The sequence below is a fragment of the Mesorhizobium sp. UC74_2 genome, assembly GCF_042701485.1.
GTDB lineage: Bacteria > Pseudomonadota > Alphaproteobacteria > Rhizobiales > Rhizobiaceae > Mesorhizobium.
The window spans coordinates 548,114-570,957 of record NZ_CP170562.1 but is presented as its reverse complement, the minus strand read 5'-3'; the positions used below and the strand labels follow the sequence as shown (position 1 = coordinate 570,957).

Here is a 22,844-nt window from a genome sequence, read left to right as displayed (position 1 = left end):
GGGTCCTTGGGTTTTTGCTGTTTCGATCAGGCGGCAAGCTTGGCGCGTTCGGCCAAGGCGGCCTGAGGTGGTGCGGCACTGGCGACGCCCATTTCCGCCAGCGACTGGCGGGCGGCCTCGACAACGCGGCGCATGACGTTTTCATCCATCCGGCCGATACAGCCGACCCGGAAGGAATCGACCACCGTCAGCTTGCCCGGATAGATGATGAAGCCCTTGTCCTTCATCAGCTCGTAGAAGCGCTCGAAGACGAAATTGCCGTCAGCCGGGCAGAAGAAGGTGACGATGATCGGCGACAGCCAGCGATCGGACAGCAGGGTTTCGAAGCCGAGTCCGCGCATGCCCTCGACCATGACGTCACGGTTCTTCCTGTAGCGCGCGCCGCGGGCGGCAACCCCGCCTTCCGCCTCATGCATGCGCAAGGCTTCGAGGAAAGCCGCCACCACATGCGTGGGCGGGGTAAACCGCCACTGGCCGGTCTTTTCCATCGCCGCCCATTGCGCATGGATATCGAGCGACAACGAGTGGCTGTTACCCTTGGCGTTTTCCAATTCGCTCTTTTTGGCGATGACGAAACCGAAGCCCGGCACGCCCTCGATGCATTTGTTGGCCGAGGAGACCATCGCCTCGTAGCGGATCCTGCCGACTTCTAGCGGGATGGCGCCGAACGCGCTCATGGAATCGATCAGCAGCTTGCGGCCCCTGGCATAGACGACTTCGGAAATCTCGGCGACCGGGTTGAGGATACCGGAACTCGTCTCGCAATGGATGGCGAGAACATGGGTAATGGCGGGATCGGCATCGAGGGCAGCACCCACCTCGTCGCCGCGTGGTGGCAGATAGTCGCCCTTGTCGATCAAGGTGCAGGCGCGGCCGAGATACTGCATGGTCTGCGCGGCGCGCAGCCCATAGGCACCATTGGCGAGAACCAGGACCTTGCCATCCTTCGGCACGAAGGAGCCAAGCATCGCCTCGACGCAGAAGGAACCAGAACCCTGGATCGGCACGCAGTCATATTCGCCCCTGCCATCACCGATCAGCGCAAGCAGGCGTCGGCGCAGATCCGCGGTCATCGCCCGGAAATCGCCGTCCCAGGAACCCCAGTCGCGCAGCATCGCCTGCTTGACGGCATAGGATGTCGTCAGCGGACCCGGCGTCAGCAGGTAGGGCTCACCCAGGGCCGGTGGATCGAAACCTTCTACAGGCGAAAATTCGGCTCGCATCGACTGTCCTCCACCGCGCTACGATATGGCGCTTCGATGTGAGGATTGTTGCAGAGAAGCAGATATCTGAAAAATCGTTATTTTGTATCCGAAGATAATCTAGGCTTATGATCAACCTGTATGCACGAGACGGCTACTGGCGAGGTCGCCGGTACGGGTCAGCAGTGGATAGGCCGTCGCCACCAGCAGCGAATTGATCTCCTTGAAGGCACGCACGGCTTCCAGATGGATGTCGCTGGTCTCGATACTCTCGATCTTGCCCGACTGGAGCCGACGCAGGTGACGCTCATGGCTCTCGCGCTGCATGGCGCGGATACGCTCCTTCTCGGCGACCAGCTGGCGCGCGGAGGCGACATCGCTGGAAATCAGCACATTCAGAGCGAGCTGCGTGTTCTCGACAACGCGGGCGTGCAGCTCGTCGAGCTCGCGCCAGCCTTCGGTGGAAAACTGCAGCCCCTTCTCGGCTCGCTCGGATGCCAGCAACAGAAGGTTCTTGGCGACGATATCGCCGGCATATTCGAAATTGATGGCAACGTCGGTGAGCTCGATGCCACGCCGCGCTTCGTCCGCCGTCAGCTCACCACGATTGACCTCGGCGATGTAGAGCTTGATGCCGGTATGCGTGTCGTTGATCTCATCGTCGATGCCGCGCAGCCGGGCGATCTGTTCGGGTGTTCCTGAGCGGAACATGTCCATGACCGGCCGAAACATCTGCTCGACCAGTTCGCCCATGCGCAGCAGTTCGCGTGTCGCGCTGGCCAGCGCCAAGGTCGGACTGCTGATCACCAAGCGGTCGAGCGCGCTGAGCCGCTGCCGGGCGGTGTCCGCCTCCCCTTCGCCCCCCGGTTCCTGCGTCACGCGCGCCGCCAGTCGAGCGACCAGCTTGACAAAGGGCAGGCACGACAGAGCGAGCACGGCGTTGAAGGCAAGATGGAAATCAACCAGGGCCGTTGCGGGATCCAGCGCGCGCAGGACTGCAGGCACGCCGAAGGTCTCCACTGCCACAAGCATGATCGCGGCAGCAGCTGCGCGAAACAGCAGATTGCCCAGCGGCAGCCGCTGCGCCACCCTGTCCATACCGCGTGACAGCCAGAAGGCGATCAGCCCGCTGCCCAGATTGGCGCCAAGGATCAGCGGCAGGCCGGCTTCGAGCGGAATAACGCCCTGGGCGGCAAAGGCGGAGATCATGAGAATTGCCGCGATGCTTGAGTGGATCAGCCAGGTGAACAGCGCGCCGAGCAGCACGGCCATCACGGCGTCGTCGGCAAGGTAGCCGGAGATCACCGGCAGCAATTCAGCATGGCGCAGCGGCCCGGTCGCTTCGCCGATGAACCTCAACGACAACAGGATGAAGCCGATGCCGAGCACCATGCGCCCGGTTTCACGCAGCCTCTCAGCGGAGAGTTTCAAATGCATGATGCCGCCCATAAGGAGGCAGACCGGAACCAGCCAGCCAAGGTCAAAGGACAGGATGCGCACGACCAGCGCCGAGCCGAAATCGGCGCCGAGCAGCAGCGCCAGTCCAACCGGCACGGCGAGCAGGCCGCTGGCAACGAAGCCGCAGGCGATCATCGCCACAGCGGTCGAGCTCTGCAGCATCACCGCCATCGCGGCACCACCGGCGGCCGCGCGGATGGTGCCGCCTTTCGCCTCGCCGAACAGCCGGCGCAGCAGTCCGGCATAGGCGCGCTCCATGCCCGTGCGCACCATGTGCACGGCATAGAGCAGCAACAGCGTCGCTCCCGCGAGATGGAGCAGGAGAAGGGAAAAATGCATGGCCGGCATCCTCTCGTCGAAAAAACATCGGCGCGGCCTTTACATAAGTCAATTCGTTAGTTTCTATGGTTGCATCGTCTCTATTTATGGAATGATGCCATGCGGTACGTGCAGTTGCGGGCCTTTCACCATGTCGCCGTCTGCGGCGGTTTCTCGCGCGCGGCCGAGGCCCTGTTCCTGACCCAGCCGGCGATTTCAGACCAGGTACGCAAGCTGGAGGAAGAGTATGACGTACTGCTCTTCAACCGCCACAAGAAGCAGGTCACGCTGACTGCCCAGGGCGAACGGCTGCTCGAGATCACACACCGCATGTTCGACAACGAGCAGCAGGCCAATGACCTGCTGTCGGAGTCGCGCGCCCTGCGTGCCGGCACGCTGCGCATCATCGCCGACGCCGCGCACCATCTGCTGCACGTGTTGGCCGCGTTCCGGGCGAAATATCCCGGCGTCCAGGTGTCGCTGCGCGCTGGCAACACCGAGACCGTGATCGCCGGGCTCTACGCCTATGAAGCCGATATGGGCGTGCTGGGCGAAATCCCGGAGAGTTCCGACTTCCAGATCCTGAAGCTCAATTCATCGCCGATCATCGCCTTCGTCGCTCACAATCATCCGTTGGCCAGCGCGAAAAAGCTCGCGCTGGCCGACATCGTCTCACACCCACTCGTGCTGCGCGAACGCGGTTCGAAGACCCGCTTCAAGCTGGAAGCGCTGGCTGCCGAAATGCGCGTCGACCTGAAGCCCGCGATCGAAGCCGAAGGCCGCGAGGCCGTGCGCGAGATCGTAGCCTCGGGTGCCGGCGTCGGCTTCGTCACCCGGGCCGAGTTCGGCTATGACGGCAGGCTGAAACCGATCCAGATCGACGCACCGGAAGTGCTGATGGATGAAGCCCTGATCTGCCTGCGCGAACGCGCCAGCGGCAAGCTGGTCAAGGCCTTCTGGGACCTGGCAATGAGCCTGCCGAGTTGACGTCCGCCAGTCTGGCACGGGGATCAGTCGGCAAGCCAGAGCGCTGACTCTGGCTTGAAGCCGATCGTGGTCTCGCTGCCGGGTTCGAGCAGAGAACCACCTGAATGGAACGGCACATCGATAAGCACCGTCGCGCTTCCGACCTGGACACCGTAACGGACCGTAGCCCCGAGGAATTCGCGATGCGCGATCCTGCCAGACAGCGATACGGAACCCGGTTCATCGACGCCAAGGGTGGCGTATTGTGGACGCAAAACCAGCTTGGCACCCTCAGGCACATCCGTGTGCGCGGGGATCGGAATTGACCCCGCGCCGGAGACGTCGAAACGCCGTGAGTTCCCCTCACCTGTCACTCTTCCGGAAAGGATATTCGCCGTGCCGAGGAAATTGGCGACGAACAGATTGGCCGGCTTCTCATACAACCCCATTGGCGTGCCAACCTGCTGGATGCGGCCTTCATTGAATACGGCGATGCGGTCGCACACCGTGTTCGCCTCTTCCTGATCGTGGGTGACAAAGATGGTCGTCAGGTGCAGTCGCTGCTGCAGTTCCCTGAGTTCGCGTCGAACCTCCACGCGCATCTTGGCATCGAGATTGGAGAGCGGCTCATCGAGCAAAAGCACCCTGGGCTCGATCGCGATGGTCCTTGCCAGCGCCACGCGCTGTTGCTGGCCGCCCGAGAGTTGTGCCGGACGACGCTCCGCCAGGTGCTTGAGCCCCACCAGATCGAGCGCGGTGTTCACCCGACGCTCGACTTCGGCCTTGCGCAGGCGCCGTTCTTCCAGGCCAAAGGCGACATTCTGCGCCACCGTCATATGTGGCCAGAGCGCATAGGACTGGAACACCATGCCGATCTCCCGCCTCCACGGCGGCATATCGAGGATATCGTCACCGCCGATCGCCACCTTTCCCTGACGGGCATGATTGAAACCTGCGATCAGCCTGAGCAAAGTCGTCTTTCCGCAGCCGGAGGGGCCTAGAAAAGCGAAGAACTCGCCAGGCTTGATCTCGAGGTTGATGTCTTTCAGCACATGTTGCTCGCCGTAGTAGAGATTGACATCGCTGATGCGGACGGCCCTGGCGACTCCACGAGAGCCCGCATCATTCCGGATTTCCATGTTCATTATTCGCTCCCTGGAATTCTTATTTGTGCATCCCGAGCGTCTTCTGGCGACGCTCGACCACGTAATGGGACAGCAGCGTGCAGACCGCGACCATGATGACGGCGATCACGCCGAGCGCCGCCCCTGGCCCGCGTCCCGCCGGCGACTGCATGAAGACGTAGAGCCCGTAGGCTATGGGCGCGTCGGAATTGCTCTGGATCAGCATCAGTGTCGCCGAAAGCTCGACGGCCGCTGTCGAGAAGGAGGTGACGAAACCCGCCAGCAGGCCACCGGTCATGAGCGGCAGCACGATGCGCCGGATGGTCCGCTGTTTGGTGGCACCGAGGTTTTCCGCCGCTTCCTCGAGCGACTGCGACACTTGCTGCAGCGCCGCGTAGCAGGCCCGCAGCGCATAAGGCAGGCGGCGAATGGCAAGCGCCAGCACGACCATCACCCAGAGTGTTGCAAGCGGGGTCCCGTCGGGCAGAGTGACGCCGTAGAAGGTGCGGAGATAACCGATGCCGAGTACCACGCCGGGGATTGCCAGGGCAGCGGTGGCCGCCCAGTCGAGCCAATGCCGACCGATCACCTTGGTGCGCAACACCAGATAGGCGATGGCGCCACCGACGATGACGTCGATGAGACCGGCCAGGCTGGCATAGATCAGCGTGTTCTTGATGTAGAGCGAACTCTCGCCGAAGACGCGGCTGTAGTGGGCGACGGTAAAGCCATCCGGCAGTGGACTGAACGACCACACAGTGGCCAGCGACAACAGCAAGAGGCCGATGTGCGGAGACAGCACGAGAAGCAGGATCAGCCCCACCACACAATACGCCACCACCGCCTCGCCGCGACCGAGCGGACGCTTGGAAAGCCCGCCGCCGCCGCGCTGGACGGTCGAATAGTCCTTGCCGCGCATCGCCACCGCCGACAACCACATGGCAAAGATCGAGACCACGATCAGGATGACCGAGATGACATAGCCCATCGGGTCGGTGAGGCCGACCGAGGTGACGCGCAGGTAGGCCTGCGGCGCCAGCATATCCTTGACATTGAGCAGGAGCGGCGTGGCCAGGTCATCGAAAACCTTGACGAAAACCAGCGAGGCTCCCGCGAGATACCCAGGCATCGCCAGTGGAAAGACGATGCGGCGGAACAGGCGAAAACCGGAGGAGCCAAGATTTCTGGGCCGCCTCTTCCATCGATCGGTCGATGTTGCGCAGACTGGTCGACAGATTGATCAGGATGAACGGAAAATAGTGCAGGGACTGCACGAAGATGACGCCGTTCAGACCCTCCATGAAAGGGATGCGGAACCCGAGCCAATCATTGAGCAGGAGGTTGATGGTGCCGTTGCGGCCAAAGAGCAGTTGCATCGCCACCGCACCGACGAAGGGCGGCATGATCAAGGGAATGAACCCCAGCGTCTGGATCAGGAGCGAGCCGCGGAATTCGAAACGTGTGGTGAGCACAGCCAGCGGCAGGGCGATCAGCGTACCCCAGACCACCGACATGGCGGAAACGTAGACCGAATTGACGAAGGACTGCCGGAACAGCTTGGTGCGAAAGAAGTCCAGGAAATTGACAACGGTGAGCGCGCCGGTGCCTTTCTCCGTAAAGGCCGTATAGATCACGGTTCCTGCCGGGATCACCAGGAAGACCGCGAGGAACAGGGCTATCAAGGCAACCGCGGCGATCTGGCCGGGCTTGGCCGAAATACGGTTTATCGGGATTGCGGCAGCAAATGCCATGGCTGGCTCCGGATGGGTTCATCGTGCCAGGCCTGATCAGGCCGGTACGGAAGACATGGATGATCGGAAATGGCCGTCTGCTCGCGCAGACGGCCAACACGCCGGTTCGCTCAGTCGATGAGGTCCAGCGCGGCTTCCGCCTTGCTCTGGGCAGCCGCGTATTTATCGGCAGCGAATGCCGCCCACTGCTGCTCGAGTTCAGCCTGGCGAGCGGTCTTCTGTTCGCCGCCGGTAAACACATCCCGGATTTCCTGGCTTGCAGCCTGCTCGGCGGTGATCGGCATCGCCGCGATCAGCGAACGCGCCTCCTCGAGCAATCCGCGCGCTTCCGCATTGTCACTTTTTGCCAATGCCTCCTCGGTGGCATGGATTGCCTTGGTCGCTCCCTTCAGCTTGTCGAGTTGGAACGAGACCAGTTGATCGAACAAGGTGTCGACGACATCGGTGCGTTTCTTCGAGACTTCGGCATCGAAGGTGATCATCGACTGGAAACGCGGATCCTTGAACGGGTTCGGGAAACCCTCGGGAGCCTTCTCATAAAGTGCCGGATTGATCGGCAGTCGCCGGATCGTGGGTTCGAGCAGGACCGTCTGGCCTTTTTCCGAAAGCAGATAATTGACGAAGGCTTCCGCGCCCTTCTGGTTCGGAGCATTGGCGATGATGCCGATGTTGGCCGGAACCACCGTTGTCACCGATGGATAAGCGAAACTGACCGGGAAGCCGCTCGCCTGCGCCGAAAAGGCGAAGAAGTCTATGACGATGCCGATGCCGGTCTGGCCGGAATTCACGGCATCCGGCACGCCGAACGAACGCTCGGTGACCTGCTGCAGATTGCCGCCGATGCCCTTGAGCGTAGCCCAGCCCTTGTCCCAACCTTCCCCCTGGAGGATCGTCTCGATGGTCAGGTGCGTGGTGCCGGAGCGCGAGGGAGCCGCGATCGCGACATGGTCGTAGTATTGCGGCTTCGTCAGGTCACTCCATTCGGACGGCTTGGGGATGTTGTTGGCCTCGAGATAACGGTCGTTGGACATGATGCCATAACCGGACGCCGCAAAGCCGAAATAGAACCCGTCCGGGTCATTGACCGGATAGGACCCGACTTTCTCGGGCAGTCCGGTTACGGACGGCGCGAACCTGGTCAAAAGCTTTCGGCTCTTCAGGCTGTCGAAGGCATCCGGTGCGGAAGCCCAGAACAGATCGGTCTGGTTGTTGCCCTTGGTTTCGTCGACATATTTGACGCCGGAACTGGTGCTCTTGTTTTGGACATCGAGCGTGTAGCCGGGATTGGCCGCCTCGAAACCGGCTTTGAATGGATCGGTCACATCCTTGGAAAAGGACGTGACGATGGTCACCTTGCCGCCTTCTTCAGCATGGGCGGCAACGATGGCGGCAGCCGAGATCAGCATCGCCGCGGCAATGGTCTTCAACATAAGATATTTCCTCCCAATCACCGCCAGGCTTTGGCGGCTGACCAGGGATGGAGCAAGCCGCGTGCCAGTTGCAGGAATCCCGCAATTCCGGGCTTCTTCGGCAGAGATCGGGTAAAAATGGTAACATTACCCAGCTACGGCATGGGTAATTCAGGTAACATCGCCATCCTCGCCGCGCGTGGCGATGCCGTGCTTGCGCATCTTGAGGTAGAGCGTCTTGCGCGAGATGCCGAGGGCGTCGGCGGTGGCACCGACACGCCCTTCCTGCGCGGACAGGCCGTCAAGGATGATGCTGCGCTCGACGCGATCGATTTGTTCCTCCAGCGTCAACAATCCGTCGGCGTCCCCGTGCTCCCCGACATCCTCCAGGCCAAGCACGAAGCGTTCGGCGACATTCCGCAGTTCACGCACATTGCCTGGCCATGGCCTGCGGTCGAGGCCGGTCAGGAATGCCACGTCCACCCTGGGCGGGATTCGTCCCTGACGCTTGGCGGCAAGCGCCAGGAAATGCCGAAACAGCAGCCCGACATCACCCTTGCGGGCGCTGAGCGGGGGCAGTTCTATCCGCGCGATATCAAGCCGATAGGCAAGGTCTTCCCGAAACTGCCCCTGTCTGGCCAATAGATGCAGGTCAGCCTTCGTGGCAGCCACCACCTGCAGATCTACAGGTCGTTCCGTATTCGACCCAAGTCGTTCGATGACACGTTCCTGCAGGACCCGCAGCAGGCGAACCTGGGCAGCCATCGGCATGGATTCGATCTCATCGAGGAACAAGGTGCCGCCATCGGCGTATTCGATCTTGCCGATGCGTTTTTCGCGTGCCCCGGTAAAGGCGCCGGCTTCATGGCCGAAGAGTTCGGATTCCAGCATGGTTTCTGGAATGGCGCCACAATTGACGGCGACGAAATTGCCCTTGCGATTGCTGAAATCGTGCAAGGCGCGTGCCGCGACCTCCTTGCCGGTTCCGGTCTCGCCTATGACAAGGATGTCGGTGGCAATGCCCACGATGCGCTTCAATTTCTCGCGCAGCGCTACAACCGGAGCCGAATGACCGATGAGCCGCGTTTCCCAACCATCGGCGTCAGCCGACAAACGCAGACGGCGGTTCTCCAACTGAAGCTGCCGATGCGCCCGCGCTCTCTTGACCGTCTCGATGAGGTGCAGCGGATCGGCCGGCTTTTCGACAAAGTCCCACGCGCCCTCACGCATGGCGCGCAAAGCCATCGGAATATCACCATGACCGGATATCAGCACGATCGGGATATCGGAATCGATGCCGCGCACCATGGCGATGAGATCAAAGCCGTCGTGCCTGGGCATCCGCACATCCGAGACGATAACGGCTCCGGTATCGACCCTGAGATCCGCAACGGCTGTTGCCACGGAGCCGTAGGCGGCGACTTCGAGGCCTTCGAGCTCCAGCACCTCGCGATAGCCGTCCAGCACATTGGCATCGTCGTCGACGAGGATGACATCGGTCATCTTTCTGGTCCTTTCAGCAGGACCTGGAAGCGTGTGCCTTGCGGCCCGCTCTCGAGCACCGTGATGTCGGCGCCGAAGTCCTTGACGATGTTGTAGGAGATGGAAAGCCCGAGACCGAGACCGGATCCCGCCGGCTTCGTGGTGAAGAACGGATCGAACACGGCCTGCAAATCCCCGGCCGCGATCCCGGATCCGCTGTCGGCAACGATCAGGCGCACGCCATCTGTCGTCGGCTCGGCCGTCACACGCACGGTGCGCCGCGTCGTCTCCTTCACGGCATCAAGCGCGTTGGCCACCAGATTGACGATAACCTGCTCCAGTCTGATCGGCTCGGCCATCACTGACATCGCTTCGTCGGCAAGGTCCAGTTGAAGCGCCGTCTGTTCCTCTTCGAAGCGATGTTCAAGCAGGCTGAGGGCATCCCCAACCGCAACCTTGAGGTCGACCGGCCGCAATTGGGCATCCGGGCGTCGGGCAAAGCGGCGAATGTGGCTGATCTGGTCGGCCATGCGCGCCGTAAGGCCCTTGATCTTTTCCAGGTTAACCAAAGCCTGCTCGCTGTTGCCGCGACCGATAAGCGTCGAGCCACTGTGAATATGAGCTCGGATCGCCGCCAGCGGCTGGTTGAGCTCGTGCCCGATTCCCGCGGCCATCTGGCCAAGGGCCGCCAGCTTGGCTGATTGGATGAGCTCATCACGCGTCTGCCGAAACAGCGCCAGCGCGTGCGCAAGATCGCCGAGCTCGTCCGGTTCAACGGGAGGAAGCACGACCGAATGCCGTCCTTCACCGATGCTGCTGGCTGCAGCGGCCAACTGACGGATACGCGCCAGCACATTGCGGTGCACGTAGAGATAGCCGATGGCCATTGCCAGAGTGACCGATAGCAATGCGATAGCGGCCAGCAATTTGCGGCCGATGTCGATGGCCTGGGCAGCGCGCAGGCTGGCAGCGTTGGCGCTTGCCTGAATGGCGGTGACTTCGGCCTCGATGTTACGGCCCAGGGTTTCCACAAGCCGAGCGTTCTCCTGCGCCAATTCGCTCAGTTTGACGGCCTGCGCCATTTCGGAATTCTTTCGGTTCGGAATTCCCGTGCGCACATTCGCTTGCTCGAGTATCCGACGGGCGAGCTGGCGCAGCGTGATGCTGTCGGGCCATCCGGAAAGCGTATCCAGCCGCGTGGCCAGTTCGTCGACGCTGTCGCCTAGAAATGCGTTGGTCTCCTGAATCTCCGCCACAGTAGTGGCGTTGACCAGCCGGCCGATCAGCCCAATGGCAAGGTTCGCTTGGGAAAGCGCGGTCAAAAGCGCCTCGCTCTTGCGCTGTTCGCCAAGCGCATTCGAACCGCCCGGCTTTCGTGCCTCGGCCTCGATGTTGAACCGGATATCGTCGACAAGCGGATCTGCTTCCTCGATCAGATCAGCCTGCAACCATCGCAGTTCATCGGTGTCGGCACGCATTGCTTCGAGCAGTGTGAAACGCTTGCCGGCGGCGATATCGATCCGGTTCAGATTCTCACCGATGGCACCGGCCACTGGACCGATCTGGGCGACGTCGCGCGCGGCGTCAGGTTGAATGAGCAGATCCTGCAAAGCCTTCAGGCGCTGCGCGTAGACGCCACGCACGTCGTCATATTCCGCCCGCGTACCGGCTCCGGTCAGGACAGCCGTCACCGAGCCGATGTCCGCGCCAGCTTTCGACAGACGCGAAGCGAAGGCAAGGCGCGGCATCTGGGCTTCGACAATTGCCGAAAGCTCCCCCGAAAGCCGGGCGTAGGAAAGCCAGCCAACGACGCAGGCCCCGACCGCCAGTCCGACGATGGCCACGAAGGCCGCGAACAGGCGACCGCCGATGCCCATCCGCCAGCGCTGTCCCCCCGACAGATCATGAACTGGGATCGTATCGGTTATGGCCGCCATCGGGATCCCTGATCGTCGGAAACTTCAGCGATCATGGCCTCCGCATCAGCCAGCTTGCGCTCGATGTTGCCGCGCAGACGAGCGGCAAATTCGATCTGCGACGGCGACCACGCGATGCGCCGCGGCCATTCGGCTTTCAAATCACTGTCGAGCCGGCCTGCCTCAGCCTCCGAAATGGGGGGCGCCTCGAGGCTGTGTCGCGCACGCGACAACAAGGCCTGCGTTCTCGGCGACACGATGTTCATCGCCTCAAATTCCGCAAGGCGTTTCCAAAGACGTGCCAGAACCGCGCGGCGGCGGACGACATAGTCGTCGAACATCAGGTTGACGAGGCCGTAGCGTTCGGCCGAAAGGCCGGCGTCGAAGGTTGTATCCTTGAGCAGCCCGGCATTGTTGCCTGGCACCAGCCCGCGGTTGAGGGACGGCCTGACTGGAATGCGTCCAACTGCCGGAGTGAGCAGTATGCGCTGGCCTTCCTCCGACAATATGAAATCGATGAAGCGTTCCGCGGCTTCGACGTTTCGAGCACGCGACAGGATGCCAATGCTGGCAGGTACGAAGACCGTGTCGGACGGCATGACAAAAACCGCGTCATTCGCACCTATGCTCGGTGTCCGAGCGAGAAAGTCGATCGTGATGCCGATGCCGAACCGGCGCTGCGCCACGCCGGACGCAACACCAAAACTGCGTGCGGTAACGGTGGAAAGATTACCGCCCAGGTTCGAGAGCATCGCCCAACCCTTTTCCCAGCCGTAGGTCTGCAACAGCGCTTCCACCATCAAATGCGTCGTGCCGGAACGTGAGGGCGTCGTGATGCCGATATGACCCGAATAGGCGGGCTCGAGCAGTTGTTGCCATTCGCGCGGCGGTGCCAGGCCATACTGCGCCAGATAGGCTCCGTTGTAGACGATGCCGTAGCCCGACAAGGCAAAACCGAGATAGTAGCCATCCGGATCATTCAACGGATAGCCGAGCACCTTTTCTGGCGCACCGGTGACGCGGGAACGGACCTTTCTCAGACTACCGTGCCGTTTGAGTAGTTCGAAGGCATCGGCAGCCGAGGCCCAGAACATGTCGGCCGGCTGCTCATGCTTTTCGATGATGAAGCGACTGGCGCTTGCAGTGTTTCGCTGGATTATCGTGATGGTCACATCACGATTTTTCGTCTCGAACGCCTTCTGGAAGGGCTCGAAAAACGCAGCTGGATAGGATGTGACGATCGTAAGCTTGCTCGGCTCCGCGGCCCGCGCGCTGGCGGCGAACCACAGCGGAATGAGAAGAAAAACCAGCAGTCGAAACGATCGCAATGCCGAACCGTGCAACTGTCGCCCTCGACCTGAGATTTACGTCCCTGCGACCTTGCGCAAAGCCTCAATTCGTTTTTGGCCCTATGCGACCCGTTTTTCCAGTCGTTTTTATCGCGAGTTGGCTCGCCCTGCCTGCCCCCATGAGGATGTTCAGTCAGGCTTTGTCCGCCTGTCCCGAAGTCTGCAACACACTACGCCGCAACCCTTTACCTCAGCGTCCGGGCAACCAGACGCGAGATACTGGGACCGGCCAGCAGCACCACGAGGAACCGGGCTGCCTGCAGCGCCATCACGAAGGAAAGATCAACCGTGTCCGACGCCGCTGCGATGATGGCCACCGAATCCATGCCGCCCGGGCTGGTCGCCAGATAGGCGGTGAGCGGATCGACATCGAACATCATGACGATCAGCCATGCCATCAGGCCACAAAAAGCCATCAGCACGAGAATGGCGGCAACGATCTGCGGTAGAGCCCTGGCAGCATGCCGTACGGTATGGATGGTGAAGTTCAGCCCGATGGTCCAACCGATGGCGACATAGCTCAGCGCCAGCAGCCATTCCGGAATCTGCATCGTCTGCCCGAATGCCAGATGGACGATGCTGCCCAGAATGAAGGCGCCAAGGAAAAATGGCGACGGCAAACGCACAGTCCGGCCCAGGAAACCGCCAACCGCAGCAACGACCAGGGTCAGGCCGAAGGCCAGCCAGTCGAGCGGCGGGAACCAGATGATCGCCGGTTCGGCCACGCCCGACTTGTCCACCCACAGCCGTGCCACGGCGGCGGCTGCAATGGTGACGATCACCACGCGCAGATATTGCATGAAGGCGACCAGACGCTGGTCCGCCCCGAACGCGCCCGCCATCAGCACCATTGCGGTGGACGCACCTGGAGCTGCACCCCACACGCCGGTCGTCCCCGGCAGAATGTCGAGACGGCTGATCAGCCAGCCGAGAAGGCTGGACGCTGTCAGCGTCGCCAGCACGACACCCAGCACGAGTACCCATCCCTCGGCCAGGGTCGAAAAGATGCTGAGGGAGATCGATCCCGCGATCAGGCAACCGATGATCGCCTGTGCCGACGCGAATGCCATGTGCGGTACCCGCACGGTTGCTCCATTGACGCCCGCCACGATCCCCGCGACCAACGAGCCGATCAACAGCGCCGCCGGCAGGTGGACCAATTCCAGCAGCGTGATCAGCACCAGCGTCAATGGAAGCAGCACCAGCCACTGCGATGAGTGGGCAAGGACGGCAAGGCGGGAGGGCGACTCGGTATCGATGGTCATGCAAGGCCTATAATACCGCCAATCACCATACAGCAGTAACATTCCGAACCTGTCGGCGATCAACCGTTCGGCCGCGGCCCGGGCTTATGGACGTCACCTTCCGTCTGCGCTGCCGCTTCTCGGATAGAAGTCGCCCTCAAAAAGATGATAAAAACATTCAAGTTTTTGTTTTCATCATCACCATCACACGATAGAGTTGTGCTCATTCCTCAGGAATCCTGACTGCGGGCCAGCCGCAGCGATGCACAGAAGCGCGACGCAGCGAACAGCCACGCCAGCGATCCCTTCAAACGACAATGCAGAGAGTCAACGCGTGTCACAAATCGAAGTAGAAAATCGCCATGCCGACGCCGAGGCGCATATCCGCACCACTGTGATGAACGAGATTTGCGAGGTAATGCACCGTGCGGGGTTGCCGCCCATGGCGGTGATGCGGCTGGTGGCACGGTCGATCGGCACCATCTATCGGGAAATGGCGGACGCACACTCCGGTGTCGATCCTTGTCCCTGCGGCTGGCGACCGAACACCAAAACCGATATGGAGGTCCTGAGTTCCGCCCTGTTGGCAGCCTGTGAACGCCGTCGCACGGCAGATCTGCGGCTGATGCCGATAGCTGGCCGAGCTTAGACATTCTGCCGGGCATCGGTCAAAATCGAATTGTGGAGCCCCCATGTCGAAAGTCACGCGCCGCGCCATTCTCAAGGCGTCGGCTGGGGTTGCCTGTGGTTTCGGGCTGGGCTGGACAGGCAATTCCATTCGCTCCGCGCTGGCTGCACCGGAACCACGGATCCTCAAGCCCCGGAAAATTGAGGCGAAGCTGACGGGCACCGACCTGACCCGGGACGTGCTCACCTACGACGATGCAGGAGTGCCGCCGGTGTTGCGCATGAGGAAGGGCGAGGCCTTCGCGGCGCGGTTGGTCAACGGCATCGATGAACCGACCACCATCCACTGGCACGGCATCCGCGTCCCCAACAAGATGGATGGGGTGCCGTTCCTCGTCCAGCCCTATGTCTACACCGGCGACCAGTTCGATTATGTCTTCACCCCGCCGGATGCGGGCACATTCTGGTACCATCCGCACTGCAACACCTTGATCCAGATGGGGCACGGCCTGACTGGCGTGATCGTCGTCGAGAACCCCGCCGATCCTGAATTCGACGCGGAAGTGGTGCTCAATCTGCGCGACTGGCGTCTCGGTGGCGACGGGCAGTTCATCGAGCAGTATCGGCCTCGCGACGCCGCACGTTCAGGAACCTTCGGCACGGTGCGCACCGCCAACTGGATCGAACAGCCGCAATACGATGCGCCGTCCGGTGGGCTGGTGCGCCTGCGCGTGGCGATCACGGACGTCACACGAATCTATTCGTTTCGCGTTCAGGGCGCAGGCGCGACCGTCATTGCCATCGACGGCAATCCCGTTCCACAGGCGTTCCCCCTCGACCTGCTTCAACTTGGCCCCGGCCAGCGCCTGGAACTGGCGATACGCATGCCCGACAATGAGGGGGCGCTTGTCAGCCTCGAGGATATTCGCGGGACGAAGTCGGCGGTACTGGCAACGCTGCGCTCCGTCGGAGCTTCACTGCGGCGCGACGCGCGTGATCTGGCGCCGCTCGAACCCAATCCGATCGACCAGGTCGATGTCGCCTCCGCCCAGCACATCCGGCTGGCGCTCAGCGCAACGGCGGAGAACGTCTCGACGGACAGTATCTGCGGTTCGCTTGGCTACAGTTTCTGGGCGATAAACAAGGTGCCGTGGCCGGGCGATACGCCCGATCCAACCGCGCCGCTGGCCGAATTGAAGTTGGGAAAGAGCTACGTCATCGACATGGAGAACCTGACGCCGCAGGTTCATCCCATCCATCTGCATGGCATGAGCTTCAAGGTCCTGTCCTCATCGAAGCGACAGATCCAGCCGCAGATAACAGATACCTACCTCATCCAGGCCGACGAGAAGGTGCAGCTCGGCTTCGTGGCCGACAACCCTGGCGACTGGCTGCTGCATTGCCACATCATTGAACATCAGAAGACAGGCATGACCAGTTATCTCCGTGTCGTTTGAGACACGGACCCGTGAAGCGTCGCGCGGGTGATGGATGGCATTTACCGGGAGGCTGGTCTGAAAGACGGGCGTCGCCGGCCGATTCCGGCAACGCCTGTCCGAGAGCATTTTGTAGCCAAGTGAAATCGCTTGGCGTTACAAAATTGCGGCGAAAACAAAACTTAGAGCGTTTCCGCGTTTCCGTGAAAAACGGAAACGCTCTAGTTCAAAAGCGGTCGATCAATTCGCGGTCGCCAAAGCCCTGATCGTCGCCGTGATGACCGCTTCCGCCGTCGCCCGTTCTTCTCCAATCACAGGCAAGCGCGGAGCCCGGACATGTTCCGGGGCACCATAGACAAGATGCTCGGCCAGCTTGATGTACTGGACGAGCTTCACGTCCGTATCGAGGTGGAAGGCCGGTGTCAGCAGGCGGTATAACGGCAACGCCGAAGCGAAGTCGCCGCGTTTGGCCGTTTCGAACAACCTCACGCATTCGGCGGGCCACGCATTGGTCATACCCGACACCCAGCCAACGACGCCGAGCGCCACGCTTTCCAGGATAAGGTCGTCGACACCGCAGAAGATGTCGAAACGATCGCCAAACGCATTGAACAGGTCGGTTACGCGGCGGATGTCGCCGGTCTCTTCCTTGATCGCCACGACGCCCCGAACATCGGCCAGCATCTTCAGCGTCTCGATGTCGACATCGACCTTATAGGCGAGCGGATTGTTGTAGATCATGATCGGCAGATCGCTCGCTTCGGCAACCGCCTTGTACCAGGCCGCCGTCTCGCGCCGGTCCGTGCGATAGGCGAGGCTCGGGAACGTCATCAGGCCTTCCGCACCAAGCCGCTGGTAGTTGCGGGCCGCGGCAACAGCATTGTCGGTGGACAGTTCCGCCAGTCCTGAAAGAAGCGGCACACGCCCCGCGACGGCTTCCTTGGCTGCCCGCACCACGGCGTCGCGCTCGGCCTGCGTCAGCGACGCATTTTCGCCGAGCATCGGCAGCACGATGACACCCGACACACCTTTGGTGATGAGACGATCGACACTCGCCTGGGTCGCGGCGAGATCGATCACGCCGGAAGCATCCATCTTGGTCGTTACGGCAGGAAAGACACCACTCCAGGTCATATTCGGCTCCCATTCATTGATCTTGTCGGACTGAGGGACAGCTGCTCCACGCAGGCTGCCCGTCAAGATGGCATCAGGGCTTCTTCGGCCACGACCACCAGATCGCTGTGCCCGATCAGGCTGGTGACCGGCCAGGCCGGATCCTCACGCCCGGCCAGCAGTGCTGCCATGGCTTCGCGTTTGCTCTCGCCGGCACACAGCAGCAGCACTTTCCCGGCCGAGCGCAGCGTGTTGATGCCCATGGTCACCCCTGTTTTCGGCACGCTGGCATCGTCGGGAAAGTTGGGACGGTGCGCCTGCCGCGTCCTCTCGTCCAGCGAAACCACGTGCGTATCGAGATCCCAGGAGACACCCGGCTCGTTAAAAGCGATATGTCCGTTGGCGCCCAATCCCAGCACGGCAAGGTCTATCCCACCAGCAGCCTCGATCGCACGATCGAAGGCGCGGCATTGTTCATCGGCATCGGGAGCATCCCCACGCAGGAGATGCACCTGATCCTCGGGGGCGTCGATGCGGTCGATGAGATGACGCCGCATGAAGGCATGATAGCTGCGTGGATTTTCGGGCGACATGCCGACATATTCGTCGAGATTGAACAGTTTGGTTGCGCCGAAACTGATTTCGCCACGCCGGCAGCGTTGCGACAGCTCCTCATACATGCCGATCGGCGTATCGCCGGTAGGCAAGGCGAGGCTTGTCGCGGATCCATCGAGCAGCGTCGCGCTGACTTGGTTCGCGGCAAGCTCCGCCATGGCAGCGCGATCCGCCGCCCAGGTCACGTTCAATTTCGTCATCTCAGTCTGAAGCCTCGGCAATCGTAGGAAAGAGCGCTGAGTAGCGCCGGTAGATCTTTTCGTAGTTCGTGGAGATGGCGGAAGGCGCGACCACATCCGTCTGTGATGCTGTCGGCGCGGGACGTTCACTTTGAGGAACAGCCAGCAATGCCGCCCCGATCGCCGCTGGAGACGAGTGATGGTAGCTCACCACGGGACGTCCCAATATGTCGGCCAGCATCTGCCGGGTCGAGAAATGCGACACCGCGTGGCCGGCAAGCACGACACGTTCGATCTTCGAGGTCTCCGCCAGGATGTCGATGCAACGCCTGATTTCGAACTGCACGCCTTCCAGATAGGCACGGGCGATGTCCTGCGCCTTGTGCTGTACCGTCAGGCCATGCAGGACGCCGCGCAGGTTCGGATTCCACAAGGCGCCCTGTTCGCCCCCCGCCAAATAGGGCGAGAACATCAGGCCATTGGCGCCGGCCTGCGATGCCGCTGCGGCGGCATCGATCCTGCCATTGTCCCAACCGAGCAGGTCGTTCAGCCAGCGATAGCTCGTGCCGGTCGAAAGCAGATCCATTTCGCGCCCGAATACGCCGTCAACCGCGTGAGGGGTCAGCAGGTATCGACGCTTTGGATCGCGCAACGGATCGCTCAGACTGTCCATGATGATCGTGCTGGAACCGGTGGTGACGCACACCGTGCCACTGCCGAGCCCCGCCATGGCATAGACGCTGGCAACCGAGTCCGCGCAGCCGACGGCCACGGGCACACCAGTCGGCAAACCAAGGCGCGTCGCCACATCGCCTCGAAGCGGGCTCGTGGCCTCGGCCGGTCGGATCGCCGGCAGCAATGGCTTCTCGACCCCCCATACGCCGCAAAGCTCCGGCGCCCAGGATTTGCTGTCAAGATCATAGAGCCCGTACCCCGCCGCCGTAGACGGGTCGGTCGTCAACTCTCCCGTCAGCGCGAAATGCAGGAAATCCTTGGCAGAAAGGATCGTGGTCACGCCTTTGCCGAAACAGTCGAGATGATGGCGGAACATCGGCGCCAGGTAACGCCCGTCGATGGGCATGCCCGTCCGCTCATAGATCATCTGCCGCGTCGGCTCATCGAGGAAACCTGATGCCCAGGCATCGGCACGGCTATCCATCCAGGTGATCGCTGACGGCAACGGCCGACCATCTTGCAGGCAGACCAGGGTGGGCAACTGGCCGGTGAGGCCGACGGCAGAGACCTGTTTCGCAACCTCTCCGTCCAGCTGCTTGACCGCAGCCTCCAGGGCAGCCAGCCAGTCGAGCGGATTTTGCTCGGCCTGGCCGGGCAACTCCCTCGTCACCGGAAACGCCGCCTCGGTTGTCGCCACAACGCGACCCGACACCGACATCGCCACGCATTTGATGGCCGAAGTGCCGAGATCGATGCCGAGGATGACGTTGTCGTTCTTCATTGCTGTCCTTGAGAGAGAAGGCGCCCGAGCTTTGCAGGCTTCAGCCTGCATGCAAAGGCGCCTTTCCGGAAGTTTAGTGCTTTGCCTTGACCGCGCGCATCGCCTCGCCGGCGATGGCGACCGTTTGTGCGATGTCGTCCTCGGTGTGGGCGAAGGAAATGAACAGGTTCTCGAACGCGCCGGGGTGGAACAGGACACCACGGTCGAGCATCTCTTCCCACCACGTCCGGAAAACATCGTGACGCGCATAACGGGCAGCGTCGCGATAGTTGCGGATCGGCTTGTCGGCGAACCAGAGCTGCATGACAGGTCCGACACCGGTGACATAGGCCGGGATGTCGTTGTCAGCGATCACCTTGGCCAAACCGTCGAACAGCTTCTGGCAACGCTGGTAGAGCGTGTCGTAGAGGCCCGGCGTCGCCAACTGGTCGAGCGTCGCATTGGCTGCCGTCACCGCGATGCCGTTGGCCGCATAGGTACCCGCCATCGAGACGGTGCCGTCCGCGACAAGCGCCATGATGTCCTTGCGCCCGCCGAGTGCCGCGACCGGGAAACCGCCACCAAGGCCCTTGGCAAAGGTGGAGAGGTCAGGCTGGAGGCCGTAATAACCCTGCGCACCGCCGAGGCTGAGACGGAAGCCGGTGATGACTTCGTCGCAGATCAGGATGATGCCGGCCTTGGCCGTCAATTCGCGCATCGCTTCGAGATAACCCGGCTCCGGCAGGATACAGCCGGTGTTGCACATCACCGCCTCGGTGATGACGGCAGCAATGTTCTGCCCTTCGCGGGCGATCGCGTCGCGCAGCGCCTCGACATCATTCCACGGCAGAATGATCAGGGAATCGTCGAGGCCAGCCGGCATGCCGGGGCCTTGCGGAATGGCCTTCGGGGTCTTGTCGGGACCTGCCGTTTCCAGCGTCGGATGCTTGCTCCAGTAAACGCCGTCGGAGAAGCCGTGATACATGCCTTCGAAGCGGATGAGCTTTTTGCGGCCAGTGAAGGCGCGGGCGAGACGGACAGCATAGAGAACCGCCTCGGTTCCGGTGTTGCACAGGCGGACCTGCTCGATTGCCGGCACCGCAGCGATGATCTTTTCCGACAGCGTGATTTCTTCGGCTGCAGGCATGGCGAAAACAGTGCCGCGGTTCTGGATGAAATCCACGACCGCATCGGTGATCTTCTTCGGACGATGACCGAGGATCATCGGCCCAAGGCCGAGCAGATAGTCGATGTACTCATTGCCGTCGACGTCGAAGAGGCGCGAACCCGTGCCATGGTCGACAAACAGCGGATAGGGATCCCAGCCTGACCAGACGGCACGCGCCGTGCTGTTGACACCACTCGGGATGATTTCGCTGGAGCGGGCAAAATAGTCTCGGCTCCGGGTGGAGCGCGAGGGTGTCTTGTATGCAGGCATTAAATCTCTCCTCGGAGAACAAGTTTGCATACTTATTATAATGAGTATGATGACATGTCAACGACTGCGAACGGAATAATGAGACCGTCTTTCAGTCCGTGAAGGTCCGCGAATAGCGATTGCCGTCCCGGGTCACCGAGATGACCTTGTCGTTGACGACCGGGCCGAGAACCAGGCGCTCCGGCGCGTGGGTCTCGGCTCCCACCCTGAAGACACCGGGCTCCAGCTCCACCAGTTCCAGATCGTCACCAGGCGCCTCGACGCCGCCGGGCGCGATCAGGAACAGTCGCTCGCCGCGCGCTACGATGCGGAAATTCGTGTACCAGGGTGAGTGCGAGCGATAGTGGCCGACGCAGGTCTTGGAAACCTTGCCGCCGTCTACCGAAGAAGCCGGTTTTCGGCGCAGTTCGAGCGGACCGTGGTTCCAGCCCCCCTCCCCATCGTCCGCTCCCGGTTCGAATGTGAGGTGAAACACCGCAAAGGCCGGATGATCGGTCACGTAGCGCGACGACCATGTCTTGAAGACACGCCCTCGAACACCATCGCTCGAAAGCTCCACCTTGCCCTCATTGTCCGTGGCGAAAGAGACCGCAACCATCTTGCCGGCAGCATCGAGTGCGGAAAAATCGCCCAGCATTGCGGGTTGGAAAGCAGCCGGATCGAGCACGTCAAGGTCAAGCTTGATCGGTGGCAGCTCCATCTCGTTGCCGGTCAGCCAGGCATGTGCCGCGCGGGCAATCACCTGCGCGCCCGGACAATCGCCATTGGCATTGGTCAGGACCACGATCCCGACATCACGGGACAGATCGGCCAGAACGAAAGTGGCGTAGCCCACCATGCCACCGCCGTGGGTAAGGCAGTGGCTGCCTCGGACGGTTTCGACATTGATGCCGAGGCCGTAGACACTCCGTTCGACGCCCGCATCCGTCACGAACTCGACGATCGGCTCCCCGTACGGCGCCAGCAGGCCGGTCAGTCGTTCGAATGCCTTCGTGCTGACAACGGTCTTTCCATCCAATCGCCCCGATCCCAGCAACACACGAACGAAGCGGGCGAGATCCGGACCGGTGGCGGCGATATTGCCGTCGGAAGTGTTGGTTTCGAACCATGTCGCCGGTGCCAGTGCTTCGCCCGGCAACCATGGGCGATCGTCGGCGGCAGGCGCATAACCGACCGCGAAGCGATGCCGATCCTTGTTGGAGATACAAGGTGTGCTGGACGTCATTCCGAACGGCTCGAGCAGCCGTTCCCTGCAAGCCTCGACCGTCGGCTGCCCGGTGACGGCGGACACCACCAGGCCGAGCAGGATATAGCCTATGTTGGAGTAGTGGAACGCACTGCCGGGTGCAAAGCCCGTCGAAAGCTCCCTCAGCCACCAGCCCTGCCCGATTTCGTCCGGCAAGGAGTCGGTGCCGGCCGGCAATCCGGCGGAATGGTTGAGCAGGTGACGCAGCGTGAACATCGGATAGTCCGAGCCTACGCTGAACCAGGGCAGATAGGTTGTGACGGGGGCGTCGAGATCGACTCTCCCTTCCTCGGCGAGCTGGAGCAGGGTCAGGCCGACAAAAGCCTTGCTGATCGAGCCGATGGCAAACAGGTGATCGCGCGTGACCGGCTGACGCGCATCGACATTGGCAAAGCCAAAAGGAAGTTCGAGCAAGGTCTCCTCGCGCGAAACGGCGATGACGATGCCTCCGGGAATTGGCCAATGCTGCGTGAATTCATCAGCCAGTGCGCGCAGCCGCTGCACCACGATTTCGATCGATGTCATGACGTCGGAAC

16 protein-coding genes and 1 pseudogene are annotated in these 22,844 nt (G+C 61.8%); 3 read left to right on the top strand and 14 right to left on the bottom strand.

The window, feature by feature from the left end:
- Positions 1-26: 26 nt before the first annotated feature.
- Both ACFJIU_RS02750 and ACFJIU_RS02745 read right to left on the bottom strand, forming a co-directional pair.
- On the bottom strand, positions 27-1,223 hold the full coding sequence (locus ACFJIU_RS02750) for a 2-aminoethylphosphonate--pyruvate transaminase (protein WP_379067280.1): 1,197 nt from the start codon (positions 1,221-1,223) through the stop codon (positions 27-29).
- A gap of 111 nt (positions 1,224-1,334) precedes the next feature.
- A complete protein-coding gene (locus ACFJIU_RS02745; RefSeq protein WP_379067278.1) occupies positions 1,335-2,999 on the bottom strand; it encodes a Na/Pi cotransporter family protein in 1,665 nt (554 codons plus the stop codon).
- Positions 3,000-3,098: 99 nt separating this feature from the next.
- Between ACFJIU_RS02745 and ACFJIU_RS02740 the strand changes: the two genes are divergently transcribed.
- Complete coding sequence (locus ACFJIU_RS02740; RefSeq protein WP_379067276.1) at positions 3,099-3,965, top strand: LysR substrate-binding domain-containing protein; 867 nt, start codon at positions 3,099-3,101, stop codon at positions 3,963-3,965.
- A gap of 23 nt (positions 3,966-3,988) precedes the next feature.
- Here the strand turns inward: ACFJIU_RS02740 and ACFJIU_RS02735 are convergent, their stop codons facing one another.
- The 7 genes and pseudogenes from ACFJIU_RS02735 to ACFJIU_RS02705 all read right to left on the bottom strand — a co-directional run bounded on the left by ACFJIU_RS02735 (position 3,989) and on the right by ACFJIU_RS02705 (position 14,240).
- Positions 3,989-5,089: an ABC transporter ATP-binding protein gene (locus ACFJIU_RS02735; RefSeq protein ID WP_379067274.1), complete on the bottom strand. Its 1,101-nt coding sequence runs from the start codon at positions 5,087-5,089 to the stop codon at positions 3,989-3,991.
- Positions 5,090-5,108: 19 nt separating this feature from the next.
- A pseudogene (locus ACFJIU_RS02730) lies at positions 5,109-6,819 on the bottom strand (ABC transporter permease).
- Positions 6,820-6,929: 110 nt separating this feature from the next.
- The gene (locus ACFJIU_RS02725; RefSeq protein ID WP_379067272.1) at positions 6,930-8,249 is read right to left on the bottom strand and encodes an ABC transporter substrate-binding protein; all 1,320 of its coding nucleotides are present in this window, start codon (positions 8,247-8,249) and stop codon (positions 6,930-6,932) included.
- Between the two features lie 150 nt (positions 8,250-8,399).
- Positions 8,400-9,731 carry a sigma-54-dependent transcriptional regulator gene (locus tag ACFJIU_RS02720; protein WP_379067270.1) on the bottom strand — a complete coding sequence of 444 codons (1,332 nt, stop codon included), beginning with the start codon at positions 9,729-9,731 and terminating at the stop codon, positions 8,400-8,402.
- A complete protein-coding gene (locus ACFJIU_RS02715) occupies positions 9,728-11,647 on the bottom strand; it encodes an ATP-binding protein (RefSeq protein ID WP_379067268.1) in 1,920 nt (639 codons plus the stop codon). Before ACFJIU_RS02715 ends, ACFJIU_RS02720 begins: the two co-directional genes overlap by 4 nt.
- On the bottom strand, positions 11,635-12,798 hold the full coding sequence (locus ACFJIU_RS02710) for an ABC transporter substrate-binding protein (protein ID WP_379067266.1): 1,164 nt from the start codon (positions 12,796-12,798) through the stop codon (positions 11,635-11,637). Before ACFJIU_RS02710 ends, ACFJIU_RS02715 begins: the two co-directional genes overlap by 13 nt.
- A gap of 362 nt (positions 12,799-13,160) precedes the next feature.
- Complete coding sequence (locus tag ACFJIU_RS02705; protein WP_379067264.1) at positions 13,161-14,240, bottom strand: AbrB family transcriptional regulator; 1,080 nt, start codon at positions 14,238-14,240, stop codon at positions 13,161-13,163.
- A gap of 313 nt (positions 14,241-14,553) precedes the next feature.
- Between ACFJIU_RS02705 and ACFJIU_RS02700 the strand changes: the two genes are divergently transcribed.
- Both ACFJIU_RS02700 and ACFJIU_RS02695 read left to right on the top strand, forming a co-directional pair.
- Positions 14,554-14,868, top strand: coding sequence for a hypothetical protein (locus ACFJIU_RS02700; RefSeq protein WP_379067262.1), 315 nt, complete (start codon positions 14,554-14,556; stop codon positions 14,866-14,868).
- A 43-nt stretch (positions 14,869-14,911) separates the two neighbouring features.
- Positions 14,912-16,303 (top strand): multicopper oxidase family protein, encoded by a 1,392-nt coding sequence (locus tag ACFJIU_RS02695; protein ID WP_379067260.1) that lies wholly within the window; start codon positions 14,912-14,914, stop codon positions 16,301-16,303.
- A 219-nt stretch (positions 16,304-16,522) separates the two neighbouring features.
- On the opposite strand, the gene ACFJIU_RS02690 is transcribed toward ACFJIU_RS02695, so the two are convergent.
- The 5 genes from ACFJIU_RS02690 to ACFJIU_RS02670 form a co-directional block, all read right to left on the bottom strand.
- Positions 16,523-17,416 (bottom strand): dihydrodipicolinate synthase family protein, encoded by an 894-nt coding sequence (locus tag ACFJIU_RS02690; RefSeq protein ID WP_379067258.1) that lies wholly within the window; start codon positions 17,414-17,416, stop codon positions 16,523-16,525.
- 62 nt (positions 17,417-17,478) lie between these two features.
- Positions 17,479-18,210 (bottom strand): glucosamine-6-phosphate deaminase, encoded by a 732-nt coding sequence (locus ACFJIU_RS02685; RefSeq protein WP_379067256.1) that lies wholly within the window; start codon positions 18,208-18,210, stop codon positions 17,479-17,481.
- A gap of 1 nt (position 18,211) precedes the next feature.
- Entirely contained in the window at positions 18,212-19,645 is a 1,434-nt protein-coding gene (locus tag ACFJIU_RS02680) for an FGGY-family carbohydrate kinase (RefSeq protein ID WP_379067254.1), read from the bottom strand.
- A 73-nt stretch (positions 19,646-19,718) separates the two neighbouring features.
- Positions 19,719-21,062 (bottom strand): aspartate aminotransferase family protein, encoded by a 1,344-nt coding sequence (locus ACFJIU_RS02675; protein WP_379067252.1) that lies wholly within the window; start codon positions 21,060-21,062, stop codon positions 19,719-19,721.
- A gap of 91 nt (positions 21,063-21,153) precedes the next feature.
- Positions 21,154-22,833 (bottom strand): serine hydrolase domain-containing protein, encoded by a 1,680-nt coding sequence (locus ACFJIU_RS02670; protein ID WP_379067250.1) that lies wholly within the window; start codon positions 22,831-22,833, stop codon positions 21,154-21,156.
- Positions 22,834-22,844 lie beyond the last annotated feature (11 nt).